This window comes from Mesorhizobium waitakense (assembly GCF_056431085.1).
On sequence record NZ_JBWKME010000104.1, the window covers coordinates 1 to 21,806 of the forward strand.

29 protein-coding genes and 1 pseudogene are annotated in these 21,806 nt (G+C 60.1%); 10 read left to right on the forward strand and 20 right to left on the reverse strand.

Going from position 1 to position 21,806, the window contains the following annotated elements:
- Nucleotides 1-311: 311 nt before the first annotated feature.
- From AC07FD_RS22675 to AC07FD_RS22755, 17 genes are all read right to left on the reverse strand, one after another.
- The gene (locus tag AC07FD_RS22675; RefSeq protein ID WP_478351625.1) at nt 312-533 is read right to left on the reverse strand and encodes a DUF768 domain-containing protein; all 222 of its coding nucleotides are present in this window, start codon (nt 531-533) and stop codon (nt 312-314) included.
- An 82-nt stretch (nt 534-615) separates the two neighbouring features.
- Entirely contained in the window at nt 616-918 is a 303-nt protein-coding gene (locus tag AC07FD_RS22680) for a DUF1236 domain-containing protein (protein ID WP_478351626.1), read from the reverse strand.
- Nucleotides 919-1,051: 133 nt separating this feature from the next.
- On the reverse strand, nt 1,052-1,207 hold the full coding sequence (locus tag AC07FD_RS22685; protein WP_478351627.1) for a hypothetical protein: 156 nt from the start codon (nt 1,205-1,207) through the stop codon (nt 1,052-1,054).
- A gap of 99 nt (nt 1,208-1,306) precedes the next feature.
- A complete protein-coding gene (locus AC07FD_RS22690; protein ID WP_478351628.1) occupies nt 1,307-1,501 on the reverse strand; it encodes a hypothetical protein in 195 nt (64 codons plus the stop codon).
- 164 nt (nt 1,502-1,665) lie between these two features.
- Entirely contained in the window at nt 1,666-1,791 is a 126-nt protein-coding gene (locus AC07FD_RS22695) for a hypothetical protein (RefSeq protein WP_478351629.1), read from the reverse strand.
- Nucleotides 1,792-1,810: 19 nt separating this feature from the next.
- The gene (locus tag AC07FD_RS22700; RefSeq protein WP_478351630.1) at nt 1,811-2,683 is read right to left on the reverse strand and encodes an ATP-dependent DNA ligase; all 873 of its coding nucleotides are present in this window, start codon (nt 2,681-2,683) and stop codon (nt 1,811-1,813) included.
- A gap of 183 nt (nt 2,684-2,866) precedes the next feature.
- On the reverse strand, nt 2,867-3,145 hold the full coding sequence (locus AC07FD_RS22705; RefSeq protein WP_478351631.1) for a hypothetical protein: 279 nt from the start codon (nt 3,143-3,145) through the stop codon (nt 2,867-2,869).
- A 365-nt stretch (nt 3,146-3,510) separates the two neighbouring features.
- Entirely contained in the window at nt 3,511-3,894 is a 384-nt protein-coding gene (locus AC07FD_RS22710) for a DUF982 domain-containing protein (protein ID WP_478351632.1), read from the reverse strand.
- A gap of 192 nt (nt 3,895-4,086) precedes the next feature.
- The gene (locus AC07FD_RS22715; RefSeq protein ID WP_478351633.1) at nt 4,087-4,338 is read right to left on the reverse strand and encodes a hypothetical protein; all 252 of its coding nucleotides are present in this window, start codon (nt 4,336-4,338) and stop codon (nt 4,087-4,089) included.
- 216 nt (nt 4,339-4,554) lie between these two features.
- A complete protein-coding gene (locus AC07FD_RS22720) occupies nt 4,555-5,484 on the reverse strand; it encodes a Mu-like prophage major head subunit gpT family protein (protein WP_478351634.1) in 930 nt (309 codons plus the stop codon).
- Nucleotides 5,485-5,486: 2 nt separating this feature from the next.
- On the reverse strand, nt 5,487-5,729 hold the full coding sequence (locus AC07FD_RS22725; RefSeq protein ID WP_478351635.1) for a hypothetical protein: 243 nt from the start codon (nt 5,727-5,729) through the stop codon (nt 5,487-5,489).
- Nucleotides 5,726-6,526 (reverse strand): hypothetical protein, encoded by an 801-nt coding sequence (locus AC07FD_RS22730; protein ID WP_478351636.1) that lies wholly within the window; start codon nt 6,524-6,526, stop codon nt 5,726-5,728. Before AC07FD_RS22730 ends, AC07FD_RS22725 begins: the two co-directional genes overlap by 4 nt.
- Nucleotides 6,523-8,550 carry a hypothetical protein gene (locus tag AC07FD_RS22735; RefSeq protein ID WP_478351637.1) on the reverse strand — a complete coding sequence of 676 codons (2,028 nt, stop codon included), beginning with the start codon at nt 8,548-8,550 and terminating at the stop codon, nt 6,523-6,525. Before AC07FD_RS22735 ends, AC07FD_RS22730 begins: the two co-directional genes overlap by 4 nt.
- Nucleotides 8,551-8,683: 133 nt before the next feature.
- Nucleotides 8,684-9,265 carry a hypothetical protein gene (locus tag AC07FD_RS22740; RefSeq protein ID WP_478351638.1) on the reverse strand — a complete coding sequence of 194 codons (582 nt, stop codon included), beginning with the start codon at nt 9,263-9,265 and terminating at the stop codon, nt 8,684-8,686.
- Nucleotides 9,266-9,362: 97 nt separating this feature from the next.
- Nucleotides 9,363-9,938, reverse strand: a complete 576-nt coding sequence (locus tag AC07FD_RS22745) for a MerR family transcriptional regulator (protein WP_478351639.1) — start codon at nt 9,936-9,938, stop codon at nt 9,363-9,365.
- Nucleotides 9,939-10,118: 180 nt separating this feature from the next.
- The gene (locus tag AC07FD_RS22750; RefSeq protein ID WP_478351640.1) at nt 10,119-10,589 is read right to left on the reverse strand and encodes a hypothetical protein; all 471 of its coding nucleotides are present in this window, start codon (nt 10,587-10,589) and stop codon (nt 10,119-10,121) included.
- A 350-nt stretch (nt 10,590-10,939) separates the two neighbouring features.
- Nucleotides 10,940-11,299, reverse strand: a complete 360-nt coding sequence (locus tag AC07FD_RS22755; protein WP_478351641.1) for a hypothetical protein — start codon at nt 11,297-11,299, stop codon at nt 10,940-10,942.
- 282 nt (nt 11,300-11,581) lie between these two features.
- On the opposite strand from AC07FD_RS22755, the gene AC07FD_RS22760 reads away from it, so the two are divergent.
- The 3 genes from AC07FD_RS22760 to AC07FD_RS22770 all read left to right on the forward strand — a co-directional run bounded on the left by AC07FD_RS22760 (nt 11,582) and on the right by AC07FD_RS22770 (nt 13,392).
- Entirely contained in the window at nt 11,582-11,947 is a 366-nt protein-coding gene (locus AC07FD_RS22760; RefSeq protein ID WP_478351642.1) for a hypothetical protein, read from the forward strand.
- Between the two features lie 147 nt (nt 11,948-12,094).
- Complete coding sequence (locus AC07FD_RS22765; protein ID WP_478351672.1) at nt 12,095-12,454, forward strand: ArsR/SmtB family transcription factor; 360 nt, start codon at nt 12,095-12,097, stop codon at nt 12,452-12,454.
- Nucleotides 12,455-12,660: 206 nt separating this feature from the next.
- A complete protein-coding gene (locus tag AC07FD_RS22770) occupies nt 12,661-13,392 on the forward strand; it encodes a thermonuclease family protein (RefSeq protein WP_478351643.1) in 732 nt (243 codons plus the stop codon).
- 4 nt (nt 13,393-13,396) lie between these two features.
- On the opposite strand, the pseudogene AC07FD_RS22775 reads toward AC07FD_RS22770, so the two are convergent.
- Nucleotides 13,397-13,674: pseudogene (locus AC07FD_RS22775) on the reverse strand (DNA -binding domain-containing protein).
- Nucleotides 13,675-14,289: 615 nt separating this feature from the next.
- Nucleotides 14,290-14,460 carry a DUF6011 domain-containing protein gene (locus AC07FD_RS22780; RefSeq protein WP_478351644.1) on the reverse strand — a complete coding sequence of 57 codons (171 nt, stop codon included), beginning with the start codon at nt 14,458-14,460 and terminating at the stop codon, nt 14,290-14,292.
- 213 nt (nt 14,461-14,673) lie between these two features.
- Here AC07FD_RS22780 and AC07FD_RS22785 point away from each other — a divergent pair, with 213 nt between their 5' ends.
- Together AC07FD_RS22785 and AC07FD_RS22790 are read left to right on the forward strand one after the other, a co-directional pair.
- Nucleotides 14,674-15,534, forward strand: coding sequence for a glycine-rich domain-containing protein (locus tag AC07FD_RS22785; protein WP_478351645.1), 861 nt, complete (start codon nt 14,674-14,676; stop codon nt 15,532-15,534).
- A 110-nt stretch (nt 15,535-15,644) separates the two neighbouring features.
- A complete protein-coding gene (locus tag AC07FD_RS22790) occupies nt 15,645-17,753 on the forward strand; it encodes a beta strand repeat-containing protein (RefSeq protein ID WP_478351646.1) in 2,109 nt (702 codons plus the stop codon).
- A gap of 2 nt (nt 17,754-17,755) precedes the next feature.
- Here the strand turns inward: AC07FD_RS22790 and AC07FD_RS22795 are convergent, their stop codons facing one another.
- The gene (locus tag AC07FD_RS22795; protein ID WP_478351647.1) at nt 17,756-19,846 is read right to left on the reverse strand and encodes an acyltransferase family protein; all 2,091 of its coding nucleotides are present in this window, start codon (nt 19,844-19,846) and stop codon (nt 17,756-17,758) included.
- On the opposite strand from AC07FD_RS22795, the gene AC07FD_RS22800 reads away from it, so the two are divergent.
- From AC07FD_RS22800 to AC07FD_RS22820, 5 genes are read left to right on the forward strand one after another with little or no spacing between them, the layout of a single operon-like run.
- Nucleotides 19,778-20,413 (forward strand): N-acetylmuramidase family protein, encoded by a 636-nt coding sequence (locus tag AC07FD_RS22800; RefSeq protein WP_478351648.1) that lies wholly within the window; start codon nt 19,778-19,780, stop codon nt 20,411-20,413. The two genes, AC07FD_RS22795 and AC07FD_RS22800, sit on opposite strands and share 69 nt — an antisense overlap.
- Nucleotides 20,414-20,461: 48 nt before the next feature.
- Nucleotides 20,462-20,728, forward strand: coding sequence for a hypothetical protein (locus AC07FD_RS22805; RefSeq protein WP_478351649.1), 267 nt, complete (start codon nt 20,462-20,464; stop codon nt 20,726-20,728).
- A 56-nt stretch (nt 20,729-20,784) separates the two neighbouring features.
- Nucleotides 20,785-21,162 carry a hypothetical protein gene (locus AC07FD_RS22810; protein ID WP_478351650.1) on the forward strand — a complete coding sequence of 126 codons (378 nt, stop codon included), beginning with the start codon at nt 20,785-20,787 and terminating at the stop codon, nt 21,160-21,162.
- A gap of 26 nt (nt 21,163-21,188) precedes the next feature.
- Entirely contained in the window at nt 21,189-21,497 is a 309-nt protein-coding gene (locus AC07FD_RS22815) for a hypothetical protein (protein ID WP_478351651.1), read from the forward strand.
- A 41-nt stretch (nt 21,498-21,538) separates the two neighbouring features.
- On the forward strand, nt 21,539-21,793 hold the full coding sequence (locus AC07FD_RS22820; RefSeq protein ID WP_478351652.1) for a hypothetical protein: 255 nt from the start codon (nt 21,539-21,541) through the stop codon (nt 21,791-21,793).
- Nucleotides 21,794-21,806 lie beyond the last annotated feature (13 nt).

Consider the following 21,806-nt stretch of genomic DNA (forward strand, 5'->3'; position numbering starts at 1 on the left):
TTCGCCCATTGGGCGTCCGTCAGCACGAATCGTTCCATCCAAAGCTTGAATCACAATCCAATCTCAGGCGGAATCCTGAATCTCAACAAGCCTTAGAGCGGTTGGCCCTGGCAGCGGTCCGCTTTGTCTCCGGCGGAGCACCTGGCTCAAAGCGATAAAAAGTGGATGGGGCCCGCTCTACATCGCCGTCATCCTCGCCAGCGCGGTCTGGCGCTACCGGCACAATGATATGATCGCCGGCCGCCGGCCTCCTGATGGCCGCGCTAGGCGTCCTGGCTCTATTGCTTCCCGTGCGGCAAGATCAACGCGCGCTATTCTGGTGCCTCACTCGGTCGCTCCGTCATAGCTTCGCGGAGCACCTCGTAGGCGCTGCCGCTGTCCTCTTCCAATTCCACATGGCTGCTACCCATCGCTTTCGCATCAGCGAAGAGCTTCATGACCATTTCGGCAATGGTGGTTTCGTCGGCGTCGCCGATTTCATCGAGATTGTCACTGATCCACTGATGAAGGAAGTTGGCGCCGCGCGTGCTCATCCGAATCGACCGAACTTGAATGGTTCCAGATCAAAAGAGCCCGCCACCGAGGGTGACTGGGCGCGGCGTCCTCGGCTGAGACTCAGTGCAGGACCGCGACGATTTTATGAGTTTTGGGATCAATCAGAACAGTCTGGTCATTGATTACCGCTACGCGGTATTTGACGTTGGGCACCTCGCGCAGTTCAACTTTGTCCGGGACCGGCGAGCCGATCTTGAGTTCAACCCCGAGCAGGCTGATCGACGCCAACGGCTGCTTCTTGACGTACTCGCGGATGACCGTTTCCTGCTCAGGCTGAACAACGACGACATCTTCTGCTACCGCTGCACCGATGCCGCTCAACAGAATGAACGCAGCCGCCGCACTCGAAATGTACATTTTCATAACATTCTCCATGAATTTCTGTTTCGCCCTCGGCTACTAAAACTCGGTGATCAGTTGGAAGTTCCGGTCCTGGCGTGAGGCTGCGCAAGAATGCTCGTAGTGCATCAGTTTGAATTGTGACGCGTGTCGATCATTAGCCGCGCCTCTCGAACGAGCGAGGCCAATTGCTTGCGCCGAGGAGCGTGACCAAATCGAGAGCCTGCTGCTCTGTGATGCCGGTTTCTTTCATCAATCGCCGGACAGCGTGACCGTCTGTCGATTGTAGCTTGTTGTTAGGATCGTCGGCCATTTGTCAGGCTTCCTGGCTGATGCCGGGAAAACGTCCATCTCGACAACAAAGTTCCGCATCGTTCAGGGAAACTCTCTTTGAGCGCACACAGCGCCAGAGCTACTTCCGCGTGATCCATTCCAGCAATTCAGGATCAATCTCTTCGCTGCCGGTGAAGTCGCGGATCAACTGTGCGGCGTGCGCCTGCCACTCGTCTTCAGGAAGGCCCTGCTCGAGCACCAATGTCCTGAAGGCACTGCGAATGATGTCGCAGTCAAAGGCCGATATGGCGCCTTTTGGCGCCTCTTCGTCCATCTCAACACCCGGTGTGTGGGCAAGAGCTTGGAGAACCCTCAAGCGTCCGCCTGCCTCTATTGGATGCGGACGACAGTTGAAATGATACGCCTATGCATGGCCTGCTACGAGTCCCAATTTGTTCGCTGGTCGGCGCACTAAGCAGCATCCTTCAGAACGACGGCCTAGCGCAGCCCTTGCATGATGAATTTGTAGATTGTTCCAATTTCTTCATCGATCTCTCGTTCGGGAATGCCTTGGGTGGCAGCCGCCCGTTTCGCGTCCACCGTCATTTCGATGACCAGCAACACAAATCACTTCCCCGTTTGCTCATTCTTCCCGGAAATCCTGCAAGGAAGCGTGCCGCAGATCCTCTTCGCCGCCCAAGTGCTTCACGCGCCCGATAAGGCCCGGTTTGACCCATTGCGTCGCCGGTCGCTTCATGCCCTTTGGCGCCGGCCCTGCATGGCCCTGGACACGCTTCCAGAGGCGTTCCCGCATCTCCCGGTTCAAGGTGATGAATGCCGAGCCGACATACCGCCCTGTGCCTCGCTCTGCCATGAGAGCGAATGCCGGCTTACCTGGCTCTCGCTCGACGCCGAGCAGATCGAAGTCGCCGATGGCGTAGCTTTTTGCCTTGAGCCAATTTGTCGTCGGGCCGCTTCGGTATTTGCTGTCGCTGCGCTTCGAAACCAGGCCTTCAAGGCCGGCGTTGTCGACCAGATGGAAAATGCTGGCAGCATCACCGGGCAGCGCCTGGCTGAATTGGATTCGGGCGCCGTCCGGGATCATCTTGGCCAGTATCTCGCGGCGATCGATCAGAGGCATATCGCGGATGTCAAAACCGTTGACGTGCAGGAGGTCGAAGGCGACGAAATAAAGGTCATGCTGGCGCCGGATAATTGCTTTGCGTAGCGCTCCGAAATCGGACAGGCCGGCATCGTTCAACACGATGATCTCGCCGTCGATGATGGCTTCCTCTACATCGAGTTCCGCGCCGACCTTTGCGAGGTCGCGATACTTCGATGTCCAGTCCAGACCGCGACGAGTGAAGATGCGGGTCCCGCCTGCATCGATGACGAGCTGCGAGCGGTACCCATCGAACTTGACTTCGTGAATCCAATCCTTGCCCTCGGGAGGCTTCTCCACCAGGGTCGGCATCATCGGAGGAATGAACGAAAGCCGATCGACCGTCTTGCCCATACGCAACCCACGCCACACAGAACGCGATTCAATAAACTTTTAGCGTTTCGGTTCCGTTAGCGAGCGCTGAAATTCGCCGGTACCTTAGGCCCGCTGCGGGGGGTGACACAGGGCCAGCGGGCCATCGGATCGGTGGGGTCGCGTCTTTTGCTCCACCCATTTGATTGGGTCGGTTCCTATTTCCTATTTCGAGCCACCCAGCGCCTTAAGCTTTTCGCAGAACTGGGCATGAGGCTTGCTCATCGCCGCGTCGTTGCACTCTTTCATCATCATGCCCTGATCGTCCTTCGACATGGCTGTCCAGGCAGCCTTCATTTCGGCATCGGACTTCATCGTTTTCATGCTTGCATCCGTAAAGAAGGGGCCCATCATCTTGGGCTCGTCGAGAGCTCCGGCAAGCGCTACGCCCGCCAATACGGCCGAGGCGGCCAGTGCACCTAAGCAAATAGATTTGATGTTCATGACGATTCTCACTCCCTTGTTTGTTTCGTCGGCCAGAAGGGCGACGCAAGAGTCAACGCGTGAAACGACCAAGAGTTCGGCGTCCAGATCCTTACTTTTTCGCAAGAATGGGCGTCTGGAAAGGCCTGGGCTCGGGCGCGGCGGGATCTTCAAAACCCGCTTGGCGGCGCGCCTCATTCAAGCGGGCTTTAGGTTGTCTCTGAGCCGGGTAGGCCGGAAAGCCCGCGCCTCTGGCGGAGGACGCGGGCCGATCGGATACCGATCTTCAGCCGACATCGGGGGCGACGTCGGCCGCCAACTCAAAGTAATTTAGAATTATCTAAAGTTCTACTGAATGCTGAATTCCAGAGACAGCCGCTCCCGGATCATCGCCGCCGCAGCATCCCACAAGCCTTCGCCGCAGCCAGAAATGCCTCCCTGACGTCATCGGGTGTCGCCGTTCCTTCAATCGCCGCCACGCACATTTCGACCGGAACACGCCATGTGCCGTTGCGCTTTTCCCAGGTCAGCAATTCTTCCGCGGCGGCGTCGACGTTGTTCACCTCGCGCGTTACGCCAACGCGCTTCGTTCGAACGGGAACCGGCGGTGAGAACCAGAGCATGGTCGATATTTGTTGCGATGCTAATGAATTGCCATGGGCGGGATGATTCGCGGAGCCGGCTTGCGTGGAATATTTTAGCAAAAGTGAATATTCATTACGTGATCGCGTAATTTCCGGCCTCGTGTAGCGCGCAAAATCACTTGGCACCTCCGCGCAACTTCATTTGGCACTAACTCGGCGCGCAAAAGGCCCGTTCAGGTCAGTGCTATTCTCGGGTCGCCACCCCCGCCGCCAGCGGACTGCTCAAAGCCGCCTATGGTTCCTCCAATACCGGGGATCATGCTGCCTCGCAAATCTTGGAAAGTTTGTCGACTTGCCGTATTTGGATGCCTTCGGCCATCAATGGCACCGCGCGCGCGCTGCGGCCTTCTCCAGCTGGACAGCATGGAGTTCGAAAAGCCCATTGTGGAACAAAGACCAGTCGTTGATGATCTTGGCATGCGCTGCCGGCAAGCCGGGAGCAGCCACCAGCTTCGAAACCAGCGTGTTGTTGGCTTCCCGCATGATCTCGACCAGCTCCTCATAGGTCTGAAACAAGCTCTCGGTTTCGCCGTCCGTGAGCTGCGTCACGTCGATCATTGTCGGTGGCATCTTCGTGGGTCCCATCAACACAAAACCTTTCTAATTCGAAAAAGTTGCCCCGGCCGCTCTGTCCAAACTCCTAAGTCCAGAGCGCCGGGGCGCGTTGCCAAGGCCGGTAGTCATGGACAACTCCGCCATTGGTCCCCGGCCGCCCCCCGATCCTTGCAAGAAAGGGGGCAGCCGGCCATCTTGAAGCCGCGCGCCAACGCCCGGCATCCAAGGTCCCTATGCGGCGTTCAGCCACTGAGTGATCAGAGGCTTTGCCGTATTTGCCCATTCGTTCTGCACCGCCACCGGCAAATCGTCGGCGCCAGCAAGCACGATACGAGAACCGTTGTTCAGCAGCCGCATGGCAGCGCCTTCGTTGTTCGGCCCGCAAACCAGCGTGTCAGGCTTCACGTTCAAAGGCCGGCCGGCATCGCCCAGCTGGGTCATCATCGCCGCCCGCGCTGCCTCGTAGTTTTCGGCCGTCAGCGGCTGTTTCGAAGCGTAGGCGAGCTGCCAAAGGCCGTAGCCGGCGTTGCATCGCCCGTCGCTGCCGTACAGATACTCCTTGTTGAAAAACACGTTGTCGTCGGTCTCCTTGTCCTTGGAGATCAGATTGCCCAACGGCATGCGCTCCTGGTAGAGCAGCGGCTTGATCGCCCGGCTGGTGTCGAGCAGAAACCAAGCTTCGCCAGCGCCGCCCTGGCTGTTTGAAACACTGGACGGGGTGCCATCGGCCGCAAGCACCGGATGATCGGTATCGAAAAAATACTGGCCATCGTAACACACGCCGGTGAAGCCGGCAGCGAGCAGCCCGAACACCAGTTCGTCCGGCAGCTCGGTTGCCGAGCGCCCCAACTCGGTGAACATCGGCGCATAGATGCCGAAGCGATCGTCCTGAATGTCGTTGCGCTGAACGGAGATCGTTTGCTGGAAGTCGCGGTTCTTGATCGTGAAACCGTGAGCGCTGAGGTTCTGGACGACACGCTGGCCGAGCCATTCCGTCATCTTCGGGAACTGGCCGAGCCAGCCATATTGCTCCTCACGGGTCGTGGACGGAATGACCATCGCAATCGACTTATAGGCTGGCGTCAGGGCCGTGAAACCCTGGTTGAAAGCGGTTTTGAAGCCAGCGAAAAGGGCGCTTAAATTGGTGGCGTTTACAAGCATATTCAGTGCTCCGGTGTCAGTTCGGCTTTCGCCTTGGTGAAGTCGTTGGTGTTGATGCCCATTTGCGAGCAGAGTTCGATTTCCAGCGCCGACAGATTGGTGTTGCCGGCGCATAGCCTGGCAGCGAATTCCCTCATCACGCTGGCCATCTTCAGGATGCCCAGGCGCAGCGTGTCCGCCTCGGTCACGGCCTTGCGATAGTCGCCGATCGGGACGTACTGGTTTGGGTCTGGACGCTCGTTCATCGCCGGCCTCTTGCTTTCATGCGCATCGCTTTCAAGGCGAGTTCGCGCTGTCTGGCCGGTTTGGCGTGGGCGATTGGTGTGACCGTTCCGTCCTCGGAGAACGGATTGATCCGCTCGCCGATCTTGTCGTGCCAGTCAACTATCGGCCGGACTTCGCAGCCGTTCGAGTTGACGATTGTCATATCGACCCCACCACCAACGACATACTTCGCCACGGTGCCAGGAGCGTCCCACCCCCCCGGTGGCAACAGCACCCGGCGCCAATGGTCCATGAGCGTTCTGCCAAGGTAGGACACATAGGAAACCACGTGCTCGCCTGGCTGTTGCTTGCGAGTGGCTGGTAGAGGCGTTCCGTTGGTCGACGCGCCGACAAATTGAGACCCGGCGTCCTCGAGCACGCCGAAAGCTGTATAGCCTTCAAAATGGCCGCCGACGCCTATCAGTTTGTTGGGCCTGTTCCGCCAAATAAGAAGCTGCGGTCCTCTGGTTGGCGACACGCATCCAATCAACACTTCAAGCTCGTTATTGAGGTCTGCATCGTACTCATAAATGCGCCCGCCGCATTCCGCGAAAGTCGCAATTGCCTCGTCAACTCCGGCCTCGTCGGCCCACTCAATGATCGTGCTGGATACTAGTTCGCTCCAACGTTCAGAGCCACGAGTTGCGACGGCCAAAGGAACTCTTGCCGTCACGACCTTCTGCTTTAAATCGCGGAGCACATATTGGTTGTCGTAGATCGCGCGATCACTGAAAAGGATAACGCCGTCCTCGACCTTCACCGCCCACGTTGCGCTCATGATGACAATGCTCCCGAAAGATCTAGTTTCTGGTTCTCAATGCACTCGCTTAGTGCCGCCGCTCGCCGGTTCTGGGCCTCCGTAAGGGCGATTTCCTTCTGGCGCTGCTGCTCGCGCTGCGCCGCGAATGGATCATCGCCAAATCGCTGGCTCATGACGGACTGGTCGCGTCCGGCCTGCTGGGTCCGATCGAAATTGCCGACAGATGAGCGGTTGATATCCTTGATATAGTCGGCGCTTTTGCCAAGCTGCGATGCAGCGGCCGTCGCGGCTAAAACGATGCCGAGAATTTTATCAGCCGTGGTCTGCAAGCCTGGGTTTTGCGCGACGACGCTGGAGATCGACTTCTCGAACGCGTCAAAGTCCGGACGGCCATTATGGGCCTCCCTGACTATTCTCTGGATGGGTTCATTGAACGCCGAGAATTGATCTCGTGCAGTGATGAAGCCCTGACCAGCGGCGAACGGGTTGATTAGGTCGGAAAACGCGCTAACATTTGCGACCCCAGACGATTTCTGCAAGTCGGCCGTCGTCCGGCGTGCCGCCGACTCAGACGCGATGATCGACTTCTGATAGAAGTCATCCGCCTTGATGCCCACATCGCCGTAGGCCTTCGCGAGGTCCGTGACGGCTTGACGCTGCGCCTCGGTTGCATCCTGGAGGTCTTTCGCCTTCTCACGGGTAAGCAGGTAGAACGCACCCGCTGCCACAGCGGCGAGACCAAAGCCGGTCGCGATAAGACCGGTCGTGCCGAGCACTCCCACCAATGCGCTGCCTGCGGCGGCGGCGCTTCCCTTGATCGCTGAGAGCGAGCCCTTGACGCCGCCTTCGCCCATCTGCAGCGACTGGAAGATCTGACCGCCCTGCGACGCGGCGATCTGGGACATCGGCGCCCCCATCAGCATCATGGTCGCGACGTCGTTGGCCTGGAATGAGAGGTTTTGCAGCTGGAAGCCCGAAAGCCTGGAGTTGCCGTTCGCCGCCGGCGTGGCCTGCCGGGTCTTGATCGCGGCGACGTTCGCCAGGGTCGCCTGCCGCTGCCGGCCGATGGCAGCTGTCATTTCGTCGCTCGAAATCGCCCCGAGGCGCTCCGCGTCGCGGGCCTCCAGCACGGCGGCCTTGTACCGGGCGATCTCCGCATAGATCGGATTGAAGCGGGCGCGCAGCGCGTCCAGGGACTTGCCATAGGCCTCGACATCAGCCCCTCGGTCCGGAACGATCGTGACCCGATTGACCATGGCTTGCGCTGCGTTCTTTTGCGCTGCGGCAACACCGTTCAGCGCGCTGACCTGGCTGTTCAGCGCAGCCGTCTCTTTCAACCGGGCCTCGGTCGCCAACGAGGCGGAAATCGCCCCGGTGCGCTCGGCCTGGCTAATGGTTTCAATCTCTGCTGCATATCTCTGTTGCGCGACGAACAGAGGATCGTAGCGAGACCTGAGCCCGTCGAGCTCGGCGCCGTAGGCGGCGATATCAGCCCCTCGGTCCGGAACGATCGTGACCCGATTGACCATGGCTTGCGCAGCGTTCTTTTGTGCTGCGGCAACACCGTTCAGCGCGCTGACATGGCTGTTCAGCGCAGCCGTCTCTTTCAACCGGGCCTCGGTCGCCAACGAGGCGGAAATCGCCCCGGTGCGCTCGGCCCGGTCGATGTCTTCAACAGCCGCTTTGTGCCGCATCTGCGCCGCAAACAGAGGATCGTAGCGCGCCCTGGTCCTGTCCAGCACCGCACCGAAGGCGTCGATGTCAGCCGCGCGCTGCCGGTACCCCGCGTCGCCGGTTGGCTGTGCTGCCGCGATCATTGACTGGATCGACCCCTGCAGCTGACGCTGGGCGGCAACCTGCGTGGCCAGCGCCTGGGTGACACGGCCGGAGGATGCGATCGCCTGGTCGTTAGCTGCCGTCATCGCCGCCGAGGTACGGCCGGCCTCGGCGCCAAGCTCGCGAACGCCAGCCGCCGTCTCCTGCACGGCGCCCTTGGCGCCTGCGGCATCGCCCGAAATGACGAGTGCGAGGTTGAGGGCCATTAGGCGGCAACCTCGAATTCGCAGGGAAGGCCGCCAGCGCATGTTGCGGGGCTTCGGATGACCGACTGCCGCGCGGAAAGCGCCCGCGCGCGTCCTAGGCCGTTCAAAACCGATTTCAGGGGCAATTCGCGGGTCATTCGTCGCCCGCTGCACGGATCAGCCGGCGTTTTGGCATGTCATCGTTGGCCGCTTTAGGCGTGTTATGGTTCGCCGCCAGCCTCCTTAGCTTCGTGCTTTTCAAGCGTTGGAACATCCTATCGACGCCGGTCTCGGTCATCCCAAGTCGGACGGCAATTTTAGCGTTAGATAGACCTGCTTTGCGGTAGTGCTTTGCGCGTAATTCTCGCGCAAGCGGGCAGCGAATTTGCGTCCCGCCATAAACCGTCATTAGTTTTTGAGCGATCTCGAAGCCAACAGCTTCGGCAACATGGTCCACCTTTTCGCGGGGGGCCTGGATGCCGATATTGTTGTCATGGTAGTGGGCTGTGGCGTGGACCCGGATGGACACCCGGCAACCCGCAAAGTTCTCTACGAAGAGTATGAAGTCAGCCTCGCCGAGCAACTCCAGCAGATCGCTTGAGAGTGTGTCTTCCATCATCGCCATATCCGTTTTGGGATTATGGCCAGCACTATGCGCCCGCCATGACGGGCCGCCATGCCCGCTAATGCGGGCGGTGGGCAGAAAGAGGGAAATGACGGTGGAAACCGGCATCATTCCATAGTTCGAATTGGATGCAAATCCCCGCCTTGGATGGCTTTTAAAACGAACAGGGCGGCGCGGCCCTTTTTTCCCAAGGGCCGCGTCCGTTTTCCTAGTGCTCGCTCCAGTTGGCCATCTTCTCCGATGACAAGCCAAGCTCAACAAGGATCGTCGCGGCCTCGTCGGCCGTGGGCAGCAACATGCCCTTTGGCAGATGCTTGGGCAGATCGCGCCATGCCCGGAACAGATCGCCCTTTGCTGCACCGCGCATTAGCCGCATGAGGGGCAGCACCCACGGCGGTGCGGTTTTCGTCTGCTCTGTCGGCAGCACGGCGGGCGGGGCTGTCAGGCTGACCAACGGCGTGGCGATCGTCTCGGGATCATCGAAGTCCGGCAGATCGAGCAGCCGCGAGATCAGGGTATCGAAGGCGCGCGGCGGCAGGCTCGTGACGTGATAGAGCCGGTATCTGCCAACGTGGCGGATACGCCAGCGGTCGGCCCGCGCCTTGCGCGAGACGCCAGCGGCTTTCGCTGGCAGCCCCGGCAAGCGGAGCGTCGCCAGTTCGGCAGCGTTGAACCACTCCTGAATTTGGGCCTCGTCACGCGCGAGGCAGAGCAGGAGGGTTTCGAGGTAGGAAAGCCGGCGCTGGTTGTATGCCCACTCGTCGGCGGGAACGTGAACCGTCAATTGGAACTCGGTACTCATGACGCATTGACCTTGTGTTGGTTGCGGATAGCGAAAGGGCGCGGCTTTAAAGCCACGCCCTTTCTGAGATCAGCGCAGACGCTGCCAAAGATCGTAAAATAGCCACGCTTTCATCGCGGCGCGTTGCCGGCGGGCGGTCAGCCACTTTTTCATGGGTGACGCCTATTCGTTGACGGCTTTGCCGACACTCGACGGCGCAGCGCGCACGTCGGTACCGAGCATCTGCGCCACGATCTTTTCGACTGCCGTCCGCCTCATATTCACGGCCTCGGCGATGTGGCCGAGTTCGACGCCTTCGCGCATCTTGTCGGCGATGAACTGGTTGCGAAGGTCTGTCGCAGTCGGCGGCTCTTCGAAGCCGGCTAGCGGAGCCGCAAGCTTTTCGGATTGACGGTGTAGTGCCTCCGCCTCTTGGTCGTCGCGGGCGATCTTCGCTGCCTCATCTGCCCGCCACTTCGCGGCGATGCTTTCGAGGATGTCGGTCTGGCTTTCGAGCAGCGTGTGGATGCCGTCCTGCACGGGGGCGAGGCTGTCGCCCTGGAGGTGAGTGCAGAAGATCATCCAGTTCAGCGCGCGATTGGCCTGAATGGTCTGCTCGAAGGCTTCGAGCGGGCTTTGGATATTAGAGGTCATGTGTCGGTCTCGCGTTTTTTGAATGGCCGGCAGGAACCCGTTTTGAAGCGGGAAAACCGGGGGTTCAAAACCGCGCGAGACGGCACCAAGACCTTTAGGCCGAAGCCTTGGACATACGCCCTGGTCCCCCGGTCGCGTGGATGCTGCGACCGCTCCCGAAAGAAAATAGTGCAAAGTTTGCACTCAATCTTCCGGGCATAAAAAAAGCGCCGTTCAAGCGCGGGTTTTGAATTGGGTGCAGACTTTGCACTGTTTTCCAAGCCGGCCTTAGAGGCGCTCGACCTCTCGCAGAGTTTTGAAGCTCCGGCGCGACATATAGCGCCAATTCGATTTGAGTGCAAATGTTGCACTCATTCCGGAGGCTTTGGGTCGATCTCGTCGGCGATCGCGCGCAAGGCGGCAGCGATGCTGGCAGTCGATCCCGGCAGGCCAGCGAGGAACGTGCGGACAAGTTCCAGCGGCGCTGGCCTGGGGTGCCCGCCTTCCGTAGTAGTGGGTCTTTCTTTCCAGCCTTTGCGAACGGTCAGTGCCCATCGATAGAAGGGAGCTTGCGTGGTCGGTGGAATTCCCAGTGCGGCGAGGTCCGCATTCAAGTCATTCAGGATTTGCAGTGTTGTCGACCGCTTGCCTTTGAGCCTATCGAACGCCCTTTGCAGCGCCGGTATTCCGGGCTCCGGTATAAGGTCGAGTTTTGTACGCTGCTCGCCCATCGGTCGCTGTCTCCCGTCCTATTTCGGTCGTTTATCGGCTGTTCCCTTTAGCTGCACGCGGCTGCTGTGCGGCATGCCCGCCTTGGCGGGGCTGCTTATCTGTGGACAGTCGTGCATCTCGGCTTTCGCCCTGCTTGGCCAGGCAGTAGGTTCTGCGCGTTAAAGGGGTCGCATTCGCGGCCTCTTTTGCGTGCCGCTCGCGTTCGGAGTTCGCGTCAGAGTTCGCAAAAGTTTGGCGGCCGCATTTTGTCCGTTTGCTAGAACGGAAAACGAAGTATTTTCATGCGCTTGCCGCCGTTTGGTGGCGGGCGTTTTTCCATGTCTGCGAACTTTTGCGCGAAGTCAGAGTTCGTTTCGGAGTTTGCGCCGCGTTTTGGCCTGCTTTCCGGCATTCCGCGCGCCGAATTGTTCTTTTTTCAACAGGACTTAGCCGATTGCCGGCCTTTTGGCGCTGGCGCGGCAGAGCGGCTGCGTTGCCGCTCGTTTAAATCGATTTGGTGCCAAATGAAGTTGCGCGGCGGTGTCGCGTTGCGGCCCGCCGTTCCGGTCCAGCCGGATCGCGGTTTGTGTAGCCCAATCAATGGCTTCGCGCGGCCAGTCCCGCTTTATCCCGTCTTATCCCGGAGAAGGGCCGCCGCTGCCATCTGATCTTGCGCGTTACACCTCGAAAAGGCGGGGCATCATAACCGTTGAAGGCTCCTGTCTAACGTCTGGGGCCGAGGCCGCCACCTCCCCGTCAAGGTGACCCTCCGGGCCGTTCTAGCTGGAACCACTGTCGGATTGAGAAAAGAATTGATGATTTCGAGGCGGCTTACAGCCCACGCAAAATATGTCGCGGAATTTCTATTTGTGATGGGCAATGAGAAACGGCTGTTGATCATGAGCCATCTGATCGACGGTGAAATGTCGGTCGGCTCCATCGCCGAGAAGGTGATGCTAGGTCAATCCGCCTTGTCGCAGCACTTGGCCAAAATGAGGGCACTCGATCTTGTCGAGACCCGTCGCGATCGGCAGACGATCTACTATTCCTGCAAATCCGATGCCGTGCGCGAACTGCTCGGCAAGCTGGACGAGCTCGTTGCTGAGGACAAATTCCCCGTGTCCCTGCAGCAGCCTCAGGGAATAAGAGCACCCCGCAGATTGAAAGCTGCATGAGTCCCGCAGGCTTGATCCGTTCCGCACATCGCTAAGAAGCTGATTGGGAAGGTGCGGGCGGCGTAGCGAGATTCGACTTCCTCTCGATAGCGAGGCATGATGGGGCTGCGGTGTTCGGGGGGACGCCTATGGCTTGGTCAAGATATCCACCTAAGAAGGTTCGCCGACCGGCGAGACGTTCGGTCTTTCGAGATCCGCAATTTCGATTGGCAGCGGTCGTCCTGGTTGGCGCGGTCGGCTACATCACCGCCAGCAATTCTGATATTGAACGCATCCCCATTCTCGGATCAATGAACAATCCAGGCCCGATCTCAGGTGTCGCATCCGTCATTGACGGCGACACGATCGAGATCCACGGCCAGCGCATCCGCTTCAACGGGATCGATGCGCCAGAGTCCACCCAGCAGTGTGACGACGCCAAGGGCTTTCGCTACCAATGCGGTGCGAAGTCGGCGGCGGCCCTCGATGCCTTCCTGACGATTTCCAAGCCGGTTACATGCACGTTCGTCTCATGGGACCGGTACGGTCGCTATGTCGGCGACTGCGCGCGTGCTGATGGCGCCAGCGTGGCCGGCTGGATGGTCGAGCACGGCATGGCGCTGGATTGGCCCAAATACAGCGACGGCGCCTATGCTGGACAGCAAGCGACGGCACAGGCTGCAAAGCGTGGGATCTGGGTCGGCGCGTTTGAGATGCCTTGGGATTGGCGGGCAGAGCACCGCACTGGCGAGCAAGCTCGGCCTGTAGCGTCCCTGCTGGGCTCCGGATCTAGTAGCTGTGACATCAAGGGGAACATCAGCTCAAAGGGCGAGCGCATCTATCACATGCGCGGGCAGGAATATTACGACCGGACCATGATCTCGTCCGGCAAGGGCGAGCGCTGGTTCTGTTCCGAGGAAGAAGCACGCGCGGCCGGGTGGCGGAAAGCGAGACGCTAGGTTTCTAATGCGGCGCGCCGCCTGCCAGCAGATACTTGTAGCCGTTGGTCGTCATCCATCGGGCTCGGGCAAGATGCGTTTCCCACGCGCGGAATGCGCGCTCCGGCTCCTTTGCAGGATCGATGTGCAGAACGATCCTGGCAACCTCTCGCCAGTCGGCGTCACGGCCGCAGCGTCAAGAACACGAATGTAGGTGAGCAGGCGTTCCTCGTCGTAGCCGGTCAGAACAGAGGGAGCAGGCGCCTCGTCATCAACATCGGGATCTAGGAGAGGCTTCAACATGCTCAAACCATAACAGGAGCCCAAGAATGAAAAAAGCCCGCCACCTTTCGGCAGCGGGCAAAGTTAGGAAGTGTGCTGGGATCAACCAGCGAAGGTCAACGAGCGGCGGCGGGGTTGGTTGCGGAATGGCACTGGTTTAGTGCGGCAATCGGCTGACGACGAAGATCGCTGCAGCACCCAAGGCTATGACCAGCGCAAGCACTGCTAAGCCTATTCGCTTGTAGGAAATCCGAGGCCTGGAGCGGGCTGCTTTCGAGGCCTCCACCTCATCGAGATTGTTGTAGATGGCCTGCCGATCGTTGTCCTGCTTAGGCGCTGATTTAGCCTTTTCATAAGCGCTGTGAATACGTCGGCCGTTTTCCCCGTAGCGGTCGCTGTTCGGGTAAGCCTTCTTTGACTTTGGCTGGGTCGGTCGAAGTATCCCCATAGATGTCGATGATAAATCAGACGAAGGGTGCCCGCCAGCCGTCAGCGTTTACCGCCGCTGTGTCCTACGCTAGCGAAGCGCCGTTCGCGCCGTGGCGGAGCGCAGTGCTGCAAGCTCGTCTTTACTCAAAGTCATTGTCTTGGTCTCCGTGGCAGGGGATTGGTTCGAGTTCGAGGAAGGCGCGGGGTTCAGCCCCACGCCAGTCCCCAGCGCTTGGCGCACACCGGCCCGTAGCCGACATCGATGGAGCGGTGGTCGGTGAGCTCGATGGCGCAGAAGCAGCAGTTTCCGGTCCGCTTGCCGTGGGCGGCACCGGCCTTCGAAGGGTTCTCGGCCAGAGCCGAAAGCGCGGGAATCAAGGTCTCGGGTCCAGGCGAGCGCCGCGACCGCGTGAACTCGCCCTTGCGGTCGATGCGCCCATACCATTCGCGGCTTGCGAACGATCCCGGCGAGGTGACGTTGATCTGCCCTGCGTGGCTGGAGCGTTCACCGGCAGGCGCGAGGATGACGGTTTTCCGCCGCTGAACTTCCTTCCGGTCGGCTCGGGCGGCGTGCCTCCGTTCGGCCAGGACATGAACGGCATCATGCGTCAGATGACGCAGTGGTTGCAGTGGGCGGAAGTTGGGGGGCCGATCACTTACGATGCGGCCTTTCAAGCCCAGGTTGGAGGCTATCCGAAGGGTGCCATTGTCGCCTCGGCCGTGACCTTCGGAGTCTGGTGGCTGTCAACCGTCGACAACAGCGTGACCAATCCAGACACGGGCGGCGCTGGCTGGAGGCGGTACTTCACCTCTGGCGGGCTGATCGCAACGCGCGTCTTCGCAAACAGCGCCACTTACACGCCCACGCCTGGAACCAACAGCATTCGCGTCATGGTGGTCGGCGCGGGCGGCGGCGGCGGTGGCTGTCCGGCCATGAGTTCCACGCAATTTGCATCAGGCGGCGGCGGCGGCTCCGGCGGCTGGGCTCAGTCGGCCCTCGCTACTGGTTTTGCAGGCGTCGCCATAACCATTGGGAACGGCGGAACAGGCGGCGTAGGCCTCGTGCCCGGCAACGCTGGCGGTACAACTTCGTTCGGCTCTGCCATCTCGATCTCTGGTGGCGGCGGCGGCGCTCCCGGCAACCCATCCACAAATCCATCCACCCAACGTGGAGGGGACGGGGGCGTTTCGACCGGCGGCAACCTGATCAACTCCTCGGGAAATTCTGGGCTGGCGGCAATCTCGCTCGCATCGGTCAATATGGTCAGCGGCGGTGGCGGCGGATCGATTTTGGGCGGTGGCGGCAAGCCAGTCGTTTCAACGACTGCGAACGGAAATGCTGGCGGAGGCCCAGGCGGCGGTGGCTCAGGGGCTGCAGGGCAATCGTCAGGCGCTCAAACGAACGGCGGCACAGGCGCTAAAGGCGAAGTTGTCATCGAAGAATTTGCCTGATCTGGCGCCTGCGTAACGCAGGTCCGCACACCACCTTTCTCCCTCTCCTTTTTTGGTCGCGCGCGCGTCGCGCATAACGTCCCGGGTTCGGCCCGGGCGAAGGATCGCCTATGCTCAAAAACATTTCACTCGCACTGGCGTTGGTCATCAGTCCAACGCTGGCCATGGCTCAGTCGGCGCCGTCAGACCCCGCAATGACCTATGGCATGGTCCCCACGGTCGGCCAGTGGAACCACTGGTTCCAGCAAAAGCAGGATGCCCTCGGCTACGTCCCGGTGAATCGCAGCGGCGACACGATGCAGGGCAAGCTGATCGCGGCCGCCTCCACGTCGACCAGCGCCGGCTTCAATCTGCCTCCGGGCACCGCTCCAGACGCTCCCGTCGATGGCGATGTCTGGATGACGACCGACGGCATGTTTGCCGAGGTCGGCGGGGTGACCATTGGCCCGATCCGCAACGGCAACGTCGCCGGTCCTGCAACGACGGTTGTCGGCGATCTGCCAACCTTCTCGACCACGGACGGTTCGGCCCTTGCCGACAGCGGTCAAGCCCTGCCCTCGGGTGCCCTTGTCGGCACCACGGGCATTCAGACGCTCACGAACAAAACCCTGACCGCGCCGGTTCTCGGATCACCAAGCATCACGGGAACGGTAACGGTCGGCGGCGTGGCGATGAATTTCCCAGCGTCGGGCCTCATCGCCGGAACAACCGATGCTCAAACGCTCACCAACAAGAGCATCGATGCGTCTGAAGTAAATTCGGGCACGCTTGCCGGCGCGCAGCTTCCGGCGCCCACGGTCTCGGTCCTTGGCGGCGTAATTTCGGCGACTGCGCCTTCGCACCAGTTCGCCACGGGCATCAACACGAGCGGCAACCTAACGTTCGCGCAGCCGGCCACCGGAGACATCTCGGGTCTCGGAACCGTCGCGACACAAAATTCGAATGCCGTCGCCATCACCGGCGGCACGATCACCGGCATAACCGATCTTGCCGTTGCTGACGGTGGCACCGGCGGGTCGAGCGCCGCAACGGCGCGCACAAATCTAGGCTTCGCCAATGCCGCTGGCGACGATGTGATGAACGCCAGCGGGCAGCATTTTGCTGCCGGTTGCCGCAGCATTGAAGCGTTCGGCGGTGCCGGCGATGGCGTGACAGACAATCTCGCGGCATGGAATAGTGTTGTGGCGTCTTTTGGCGCGACAGACCAGTGCATTAAATTCGGAGTTGGAACGTATCTGTTCAGCAACACCGCGACCGCAACACCAAGCTCGACACATCATATCAAAATTTTCGGTATGGGAAAAAGCGTCACGCATTTGTTGTGGAATGCCAACGTCAACGGCATGGTTTTGAACACCGGCAACCAGATGACGATTGACGTTGAAGGGCTGGACTTCACTACCGGGATTACAGTTGCCAACACAAATTCGGCGCTGACAATCAACAGCGCCGATTGCAACGGCTCCCGGTTCGGCTCGTTTTTCAGCGACCTTTCTTTTCGTGGCGCTGGCACGTTTTCGCCAACAACGTTTTGGTCGAATGAATTGCTCATAAACGATTTGTCGTTTGTCAGCATTTCGGACGTCGATTTCTTCGGTGAAAGCGGCAGCCATGTCACTGGCTTGACGTATCAGGCGAGCAACCCGCCAACCTGCGTACCCATCGTTGCGAATATTTCCCGCGCGAATTTCATCGGTGACAAAGTCGGATTTCTCTATGGCAGCGGTGCGCAAGGCGTCACCATTTCACAGTCGAACTTCACGAATGGGCTAGTCGGAATCAGCCTTCCGGTAACGTCCGTTGGCACCGCGCAACTTGTCGTTTCGGATAGCCAGTTCAACACTGTGAACGATCAAATAGACATCAATGGAAATATTGCCGGCGCCCAATTTATCGGCAATACCTTTACAGTCCCTGCCGCTCGCACTGGAATTTTTATCAACAGCTCTGGCGCAACCGGCGCGGTTTGGTTTCCGATCATTGGCAACATTTTTGAAAACACTGTCGTTTCCGGTGGCGATGGAATTCAAATCAGCGCCAACGGGACTAACAATGCCGGCACGATTACCGGCAACGCTTTTTTCCATCTGGATTTTGGTGTTGCCTTGCAGGCGAGCGCGACACATTGGACGGTTGCAAGCAATTCCTACAACGCCGTGACGACGCCAACGATTAACAACGGCGGTGCAACCAACCTGATCGGGGTTGCCACGCCGTAGCCTCAGTGTGCGAGAAAAGGAAAGATGGCCGCGCCGTTCCGGGCCGCTAACAGTTGCGCGCCGGCTTGCGTCCAATGGAAGCGATCCCAATAGACCGGCGCGGCCTTGTTGGTGAAGATTGCACATCGGCCATTGGGGCAGACCGCCACCATCGGATCGATATAGGTGACGTGCGACAGCGTCTTGAGGAAAGTGTCGACCTTCACCGTCTGCGGGTCGATCTCTCGGAAACCATATTCACCGATGCCTGAGAAGGTGCCGTGCTTGTTTAGCAGATCAAGGCTGCTGCCGTTGAAGCTTTTGGTGCCGACAACGTAAACCGGAGCCTTTGTTCGAGATCGTATTTCGTCAATCGAAGCCTGGTCGTAGGGAAACGCCCAATTCTGCCAAAGCAGCGCGACAACCACGATGTCGGCATGCTCCATCGATGCCTGTTCGGATTGGATGGTTGAATACTGAGGGTCGCAGATTTGCTTAACTGCCGCCGAGAACGGGTTTATTGATTGCCAATATCTCTCGGACAGGTCGGCACGGAGCAGGGGTACGCCACAACGCCAGTCGAGTTTGCGATAGACGATTTCGAATTGTTTTGCCGCACCGGACTCTACAAGCAGGTTGATGATATCTGCCCCCTGAGAGTCGCCGATGACGAGAAGGCGCTTTTTGGGGGTCTTGAAATCGGGCACCATCAATGGATCCGCGTTCGAGAACGTATAGAGGCGCATGTTGTGGTCGCCTAAGGCAGTATAGGCCTGGCGCAGCTCATGAGGCATCCGCCACACCCACCCGTCCGTTGCCCAGCTTTGCGAAGCGGCAGCCATGAAGCCGGCGGTGATGGAGGCGAAAATCAGCGTCTTTACCAGCCGCAACGGGCGCGGCTTGCGGTAGCGCACTTCGATGAAATGGAAACTGGCGGCGCCGAGGAGCAAAGTCGCGACCAGCAAGGCGAGGCTTTGCCACACTTCCAGGGCGCCAAATCTGTACACCGTGAAGACGATCAGCGGCCAGTGAACCAGGTAGACCGAATAGCTGATCTTGCCGAGATAAACGGCCGGTCGGAACAGAGCCATTCTTGCCAGCCGGCCTTGACCGCCGAGCAGCATCAATGCCGCGCCCAGGACCGGCGCGAGAGCGGCAACGCCAGGATAAGCCGTCCGCTCCGAGTAGGCGAAGACGGCAAACAGGATCGCGGCCAGCCCTGCAACATAGAGCGGGTCGGCATAGGCCTTGGAAAGCCGCCTCTCGACCAGAAACACCAGCCCGCCTGCAGCGAACTCCCAGACCCGGAATGGGACGAGGAAAAAGGCTGCCGTCGGATCGTGGCGCATCATCCACAGGCAGCTCGCCAGCGATGCCGCGAAGGCTGCAGCGATCAAGGCGAACGCCACCCGATGGCTCTTTCGGACCGCCAGGGCAATGAGGAAGGGCCAGAAGGCATAGAACTGCAGCTCGACCGCCAGCGTCCAGATATGCAGCAGCGGCTTTTGTATCGCGCTCGAGTCGAAGTAGCCGGACTGCATCCAGAAATCGACGTTGGCCAGTCCAAGCAGGGAGAATATCGCGGACCGCGACAGCTCTTGGAACTGCTGCGGAATGAACAGGAAGCCGCCCACGACAAAGGTGACGACGATTGTCGCGAAAAGGGCCGGCAGCAGCCGGCGGGCGCGCCGGGCATAGAAGTTCGTCAGGGAGAAGCGGCCTAGCGCGCTCTCGTTCCAGATGATGCGCGAGATCAGGTATCCGCTGATTACGAAGAAGACGTCGACGCCAACGAAGCCGCCGCCGATCTTGGTCCAGCCGACATGGAACAGGACCACCGCAGCGACAGCGATGGCCCGCAAAACGTCAATATCCGATCGATGCTCTGCTGTTGAAGACTCGGCTTTTACTGTTTTGCCCATGGGCCTGTCTGTACTCCCCGCCCGAATTCTAGGCGGCGCCAACATACCCAAAAACCGAAACGGAACAAGCTGCCCGCGAGGGCGGAAAGGCCAACTATGGACATCACATTCAAGTGTACGGTCGTGCGCCTGAGCGATACCGATCTGCCGCGCATCGGCTACGGCATCGGCGTCGGCGAGGATGAGGTGCATGCCTTCCTCGACGTCGAGACGTCTGGCGGCGGCTATGACAGCCAGGGCCGGCCGAAGATGCTTCGGGAGACCTATCATTTCTTTAAGAACCTGCCGGCCGCGCTACGCCCTGCCGCCCTTGCGGCTGGTCTGGCCACGACAAGCTGGGTCAGCAACTATCCGAGCGACAGCTATCCCGACCTGGTGCGCATGATCGCCATCGATGAGACGGCGGCGCTGATGTCCTGCTCATGGGGCATCGGCCAGGTGATGGGCGAAAACCACATCGCCGCCGGCTACGACACCGTGCAGGCCATGGTCACCGACATGGTCAACGGCGGCGAGGCGGCCCAGCTGCAAGCCGCCGTCAATTTCATCAAGGCCGAGCATCTGGACGACGAACTGCGCACCCACCAATGGGCGGCGTTCGCGCGCGGCTACAACGGCTCCGGCTATGCCAGGAACCACTACGACACCAAGCTCGCCGCGCGCTTCAAGTGGTGGCAGGGCAGGCCCGATACGCCGTGGTCCCCGATGCCGGAGAACGCCAACATCTGCCAGTCCTGCGGCAATGCGGTGGCGGCCTGACCAATCCGCGCCGGCCGGTCGCCGGCAATCACGACAAGGAGAAGACCGATGACGGTCCGAGCAATGTTCTACGTCAGCGAAGTCAACCATCGCACCACGGGAGACCCGACGGCGGTGAACGTCCAGATCAAGCTGAGTGCTGCTTTCGGCACTTATCTGAAGGGCTTGCCTGAGGGCAACCGTGACTGGTCGAAGTACACCCCGGCTGGCGATCTTTCGATCACGATCACCAACCCTGCTGCCATCGAGCAATTCGAGATCGGCGAAGTCTACTCGCTGACGTTTGAGAAGGCCGAAAAGACCCCGGCAGCATAAGCGTACCCCGAGCCCGGCCGGGTGAGCCGGGCATCCCCCAAAGAAGGAAACTGTTCATGAAACTGCTGTTTGCGGCAGCGGCGATGCTCGTGCTCGCCGGCTGCGCCAATGTCACCAGCGCGATCGACACCGTCACGCAGGCTAAGGTCTCGCCCGCCGCGGTCTCGATCGCCGTCAACGCGTTCGACGCCGTGAAGGTCACGGCCAAGAACTATGTCGTCTATTGCTCGCCCGTGCCTGCGCCGGTCGGCTGCGACGACAATACCATTCAGACCAAGCTGGATCCGGCAATCAAGGCCGGCACCACGGCGCGCAACTCGATTGAGGACTTCCTGGCCTCGCACCCCGGCGAGCTCGGCGACGCGGGCGTCTATGACGCGCTGACCACCTCCACCGAAACCATCCAACAGATCGTCTCGGCCTTTCACGGCTGAACGTCGAACAATCAAGGAGCTACCCCGTGAACTGGTCCGCCTTCGCTGCCATGCTGCAGACCCTGCTGTCGTTGATCCCGCTGATCACCAGCTCGGCCAAGATCAATGAGATCATCGCTCAGCTGATCAACATCATCCCCGTCGCCGTCCAGGAGGCGCAGGACGTTGTGCCCCTGATCCGAAACATCATCTCCGCGCTGTCGAACAGCGGCTCGGTCACGCCCGACCAGGTCGCAGCGCTTAAAGCTCTCGATGCCGAGATCGACGCCTCCTATGACGCCGCGCTCTCGGCTTACCTGGCGGCGCGCCGCCCTCAGACGCCGGCGGCGCAGTAGCGTTTGCCGGCGTTTCTCAAATTTCGAAGGGACTCGCTTTCATGAAATGGCTGAACACCAACACGCTGCACAACGCCCTCAACGTGCTGATCTGGCTTCCCACGGCGATCGCAGGCCTTCTGACCGCCACCGGTTGCACGACGCTTGCGAGCGGCGGCTTCGATTGCGCAGCTTCGTGGCTACCGCCGCAGGACGCCCTGTGGATCGCCGCCTTCTCCGGCTTCCTCAAGACGCTGATCAACTTGCAGCGTGACGGCCTCGCCGGCCTGATCAAGCCGCAGCCACCGTTGAAGTGACATTGGCGCCGGC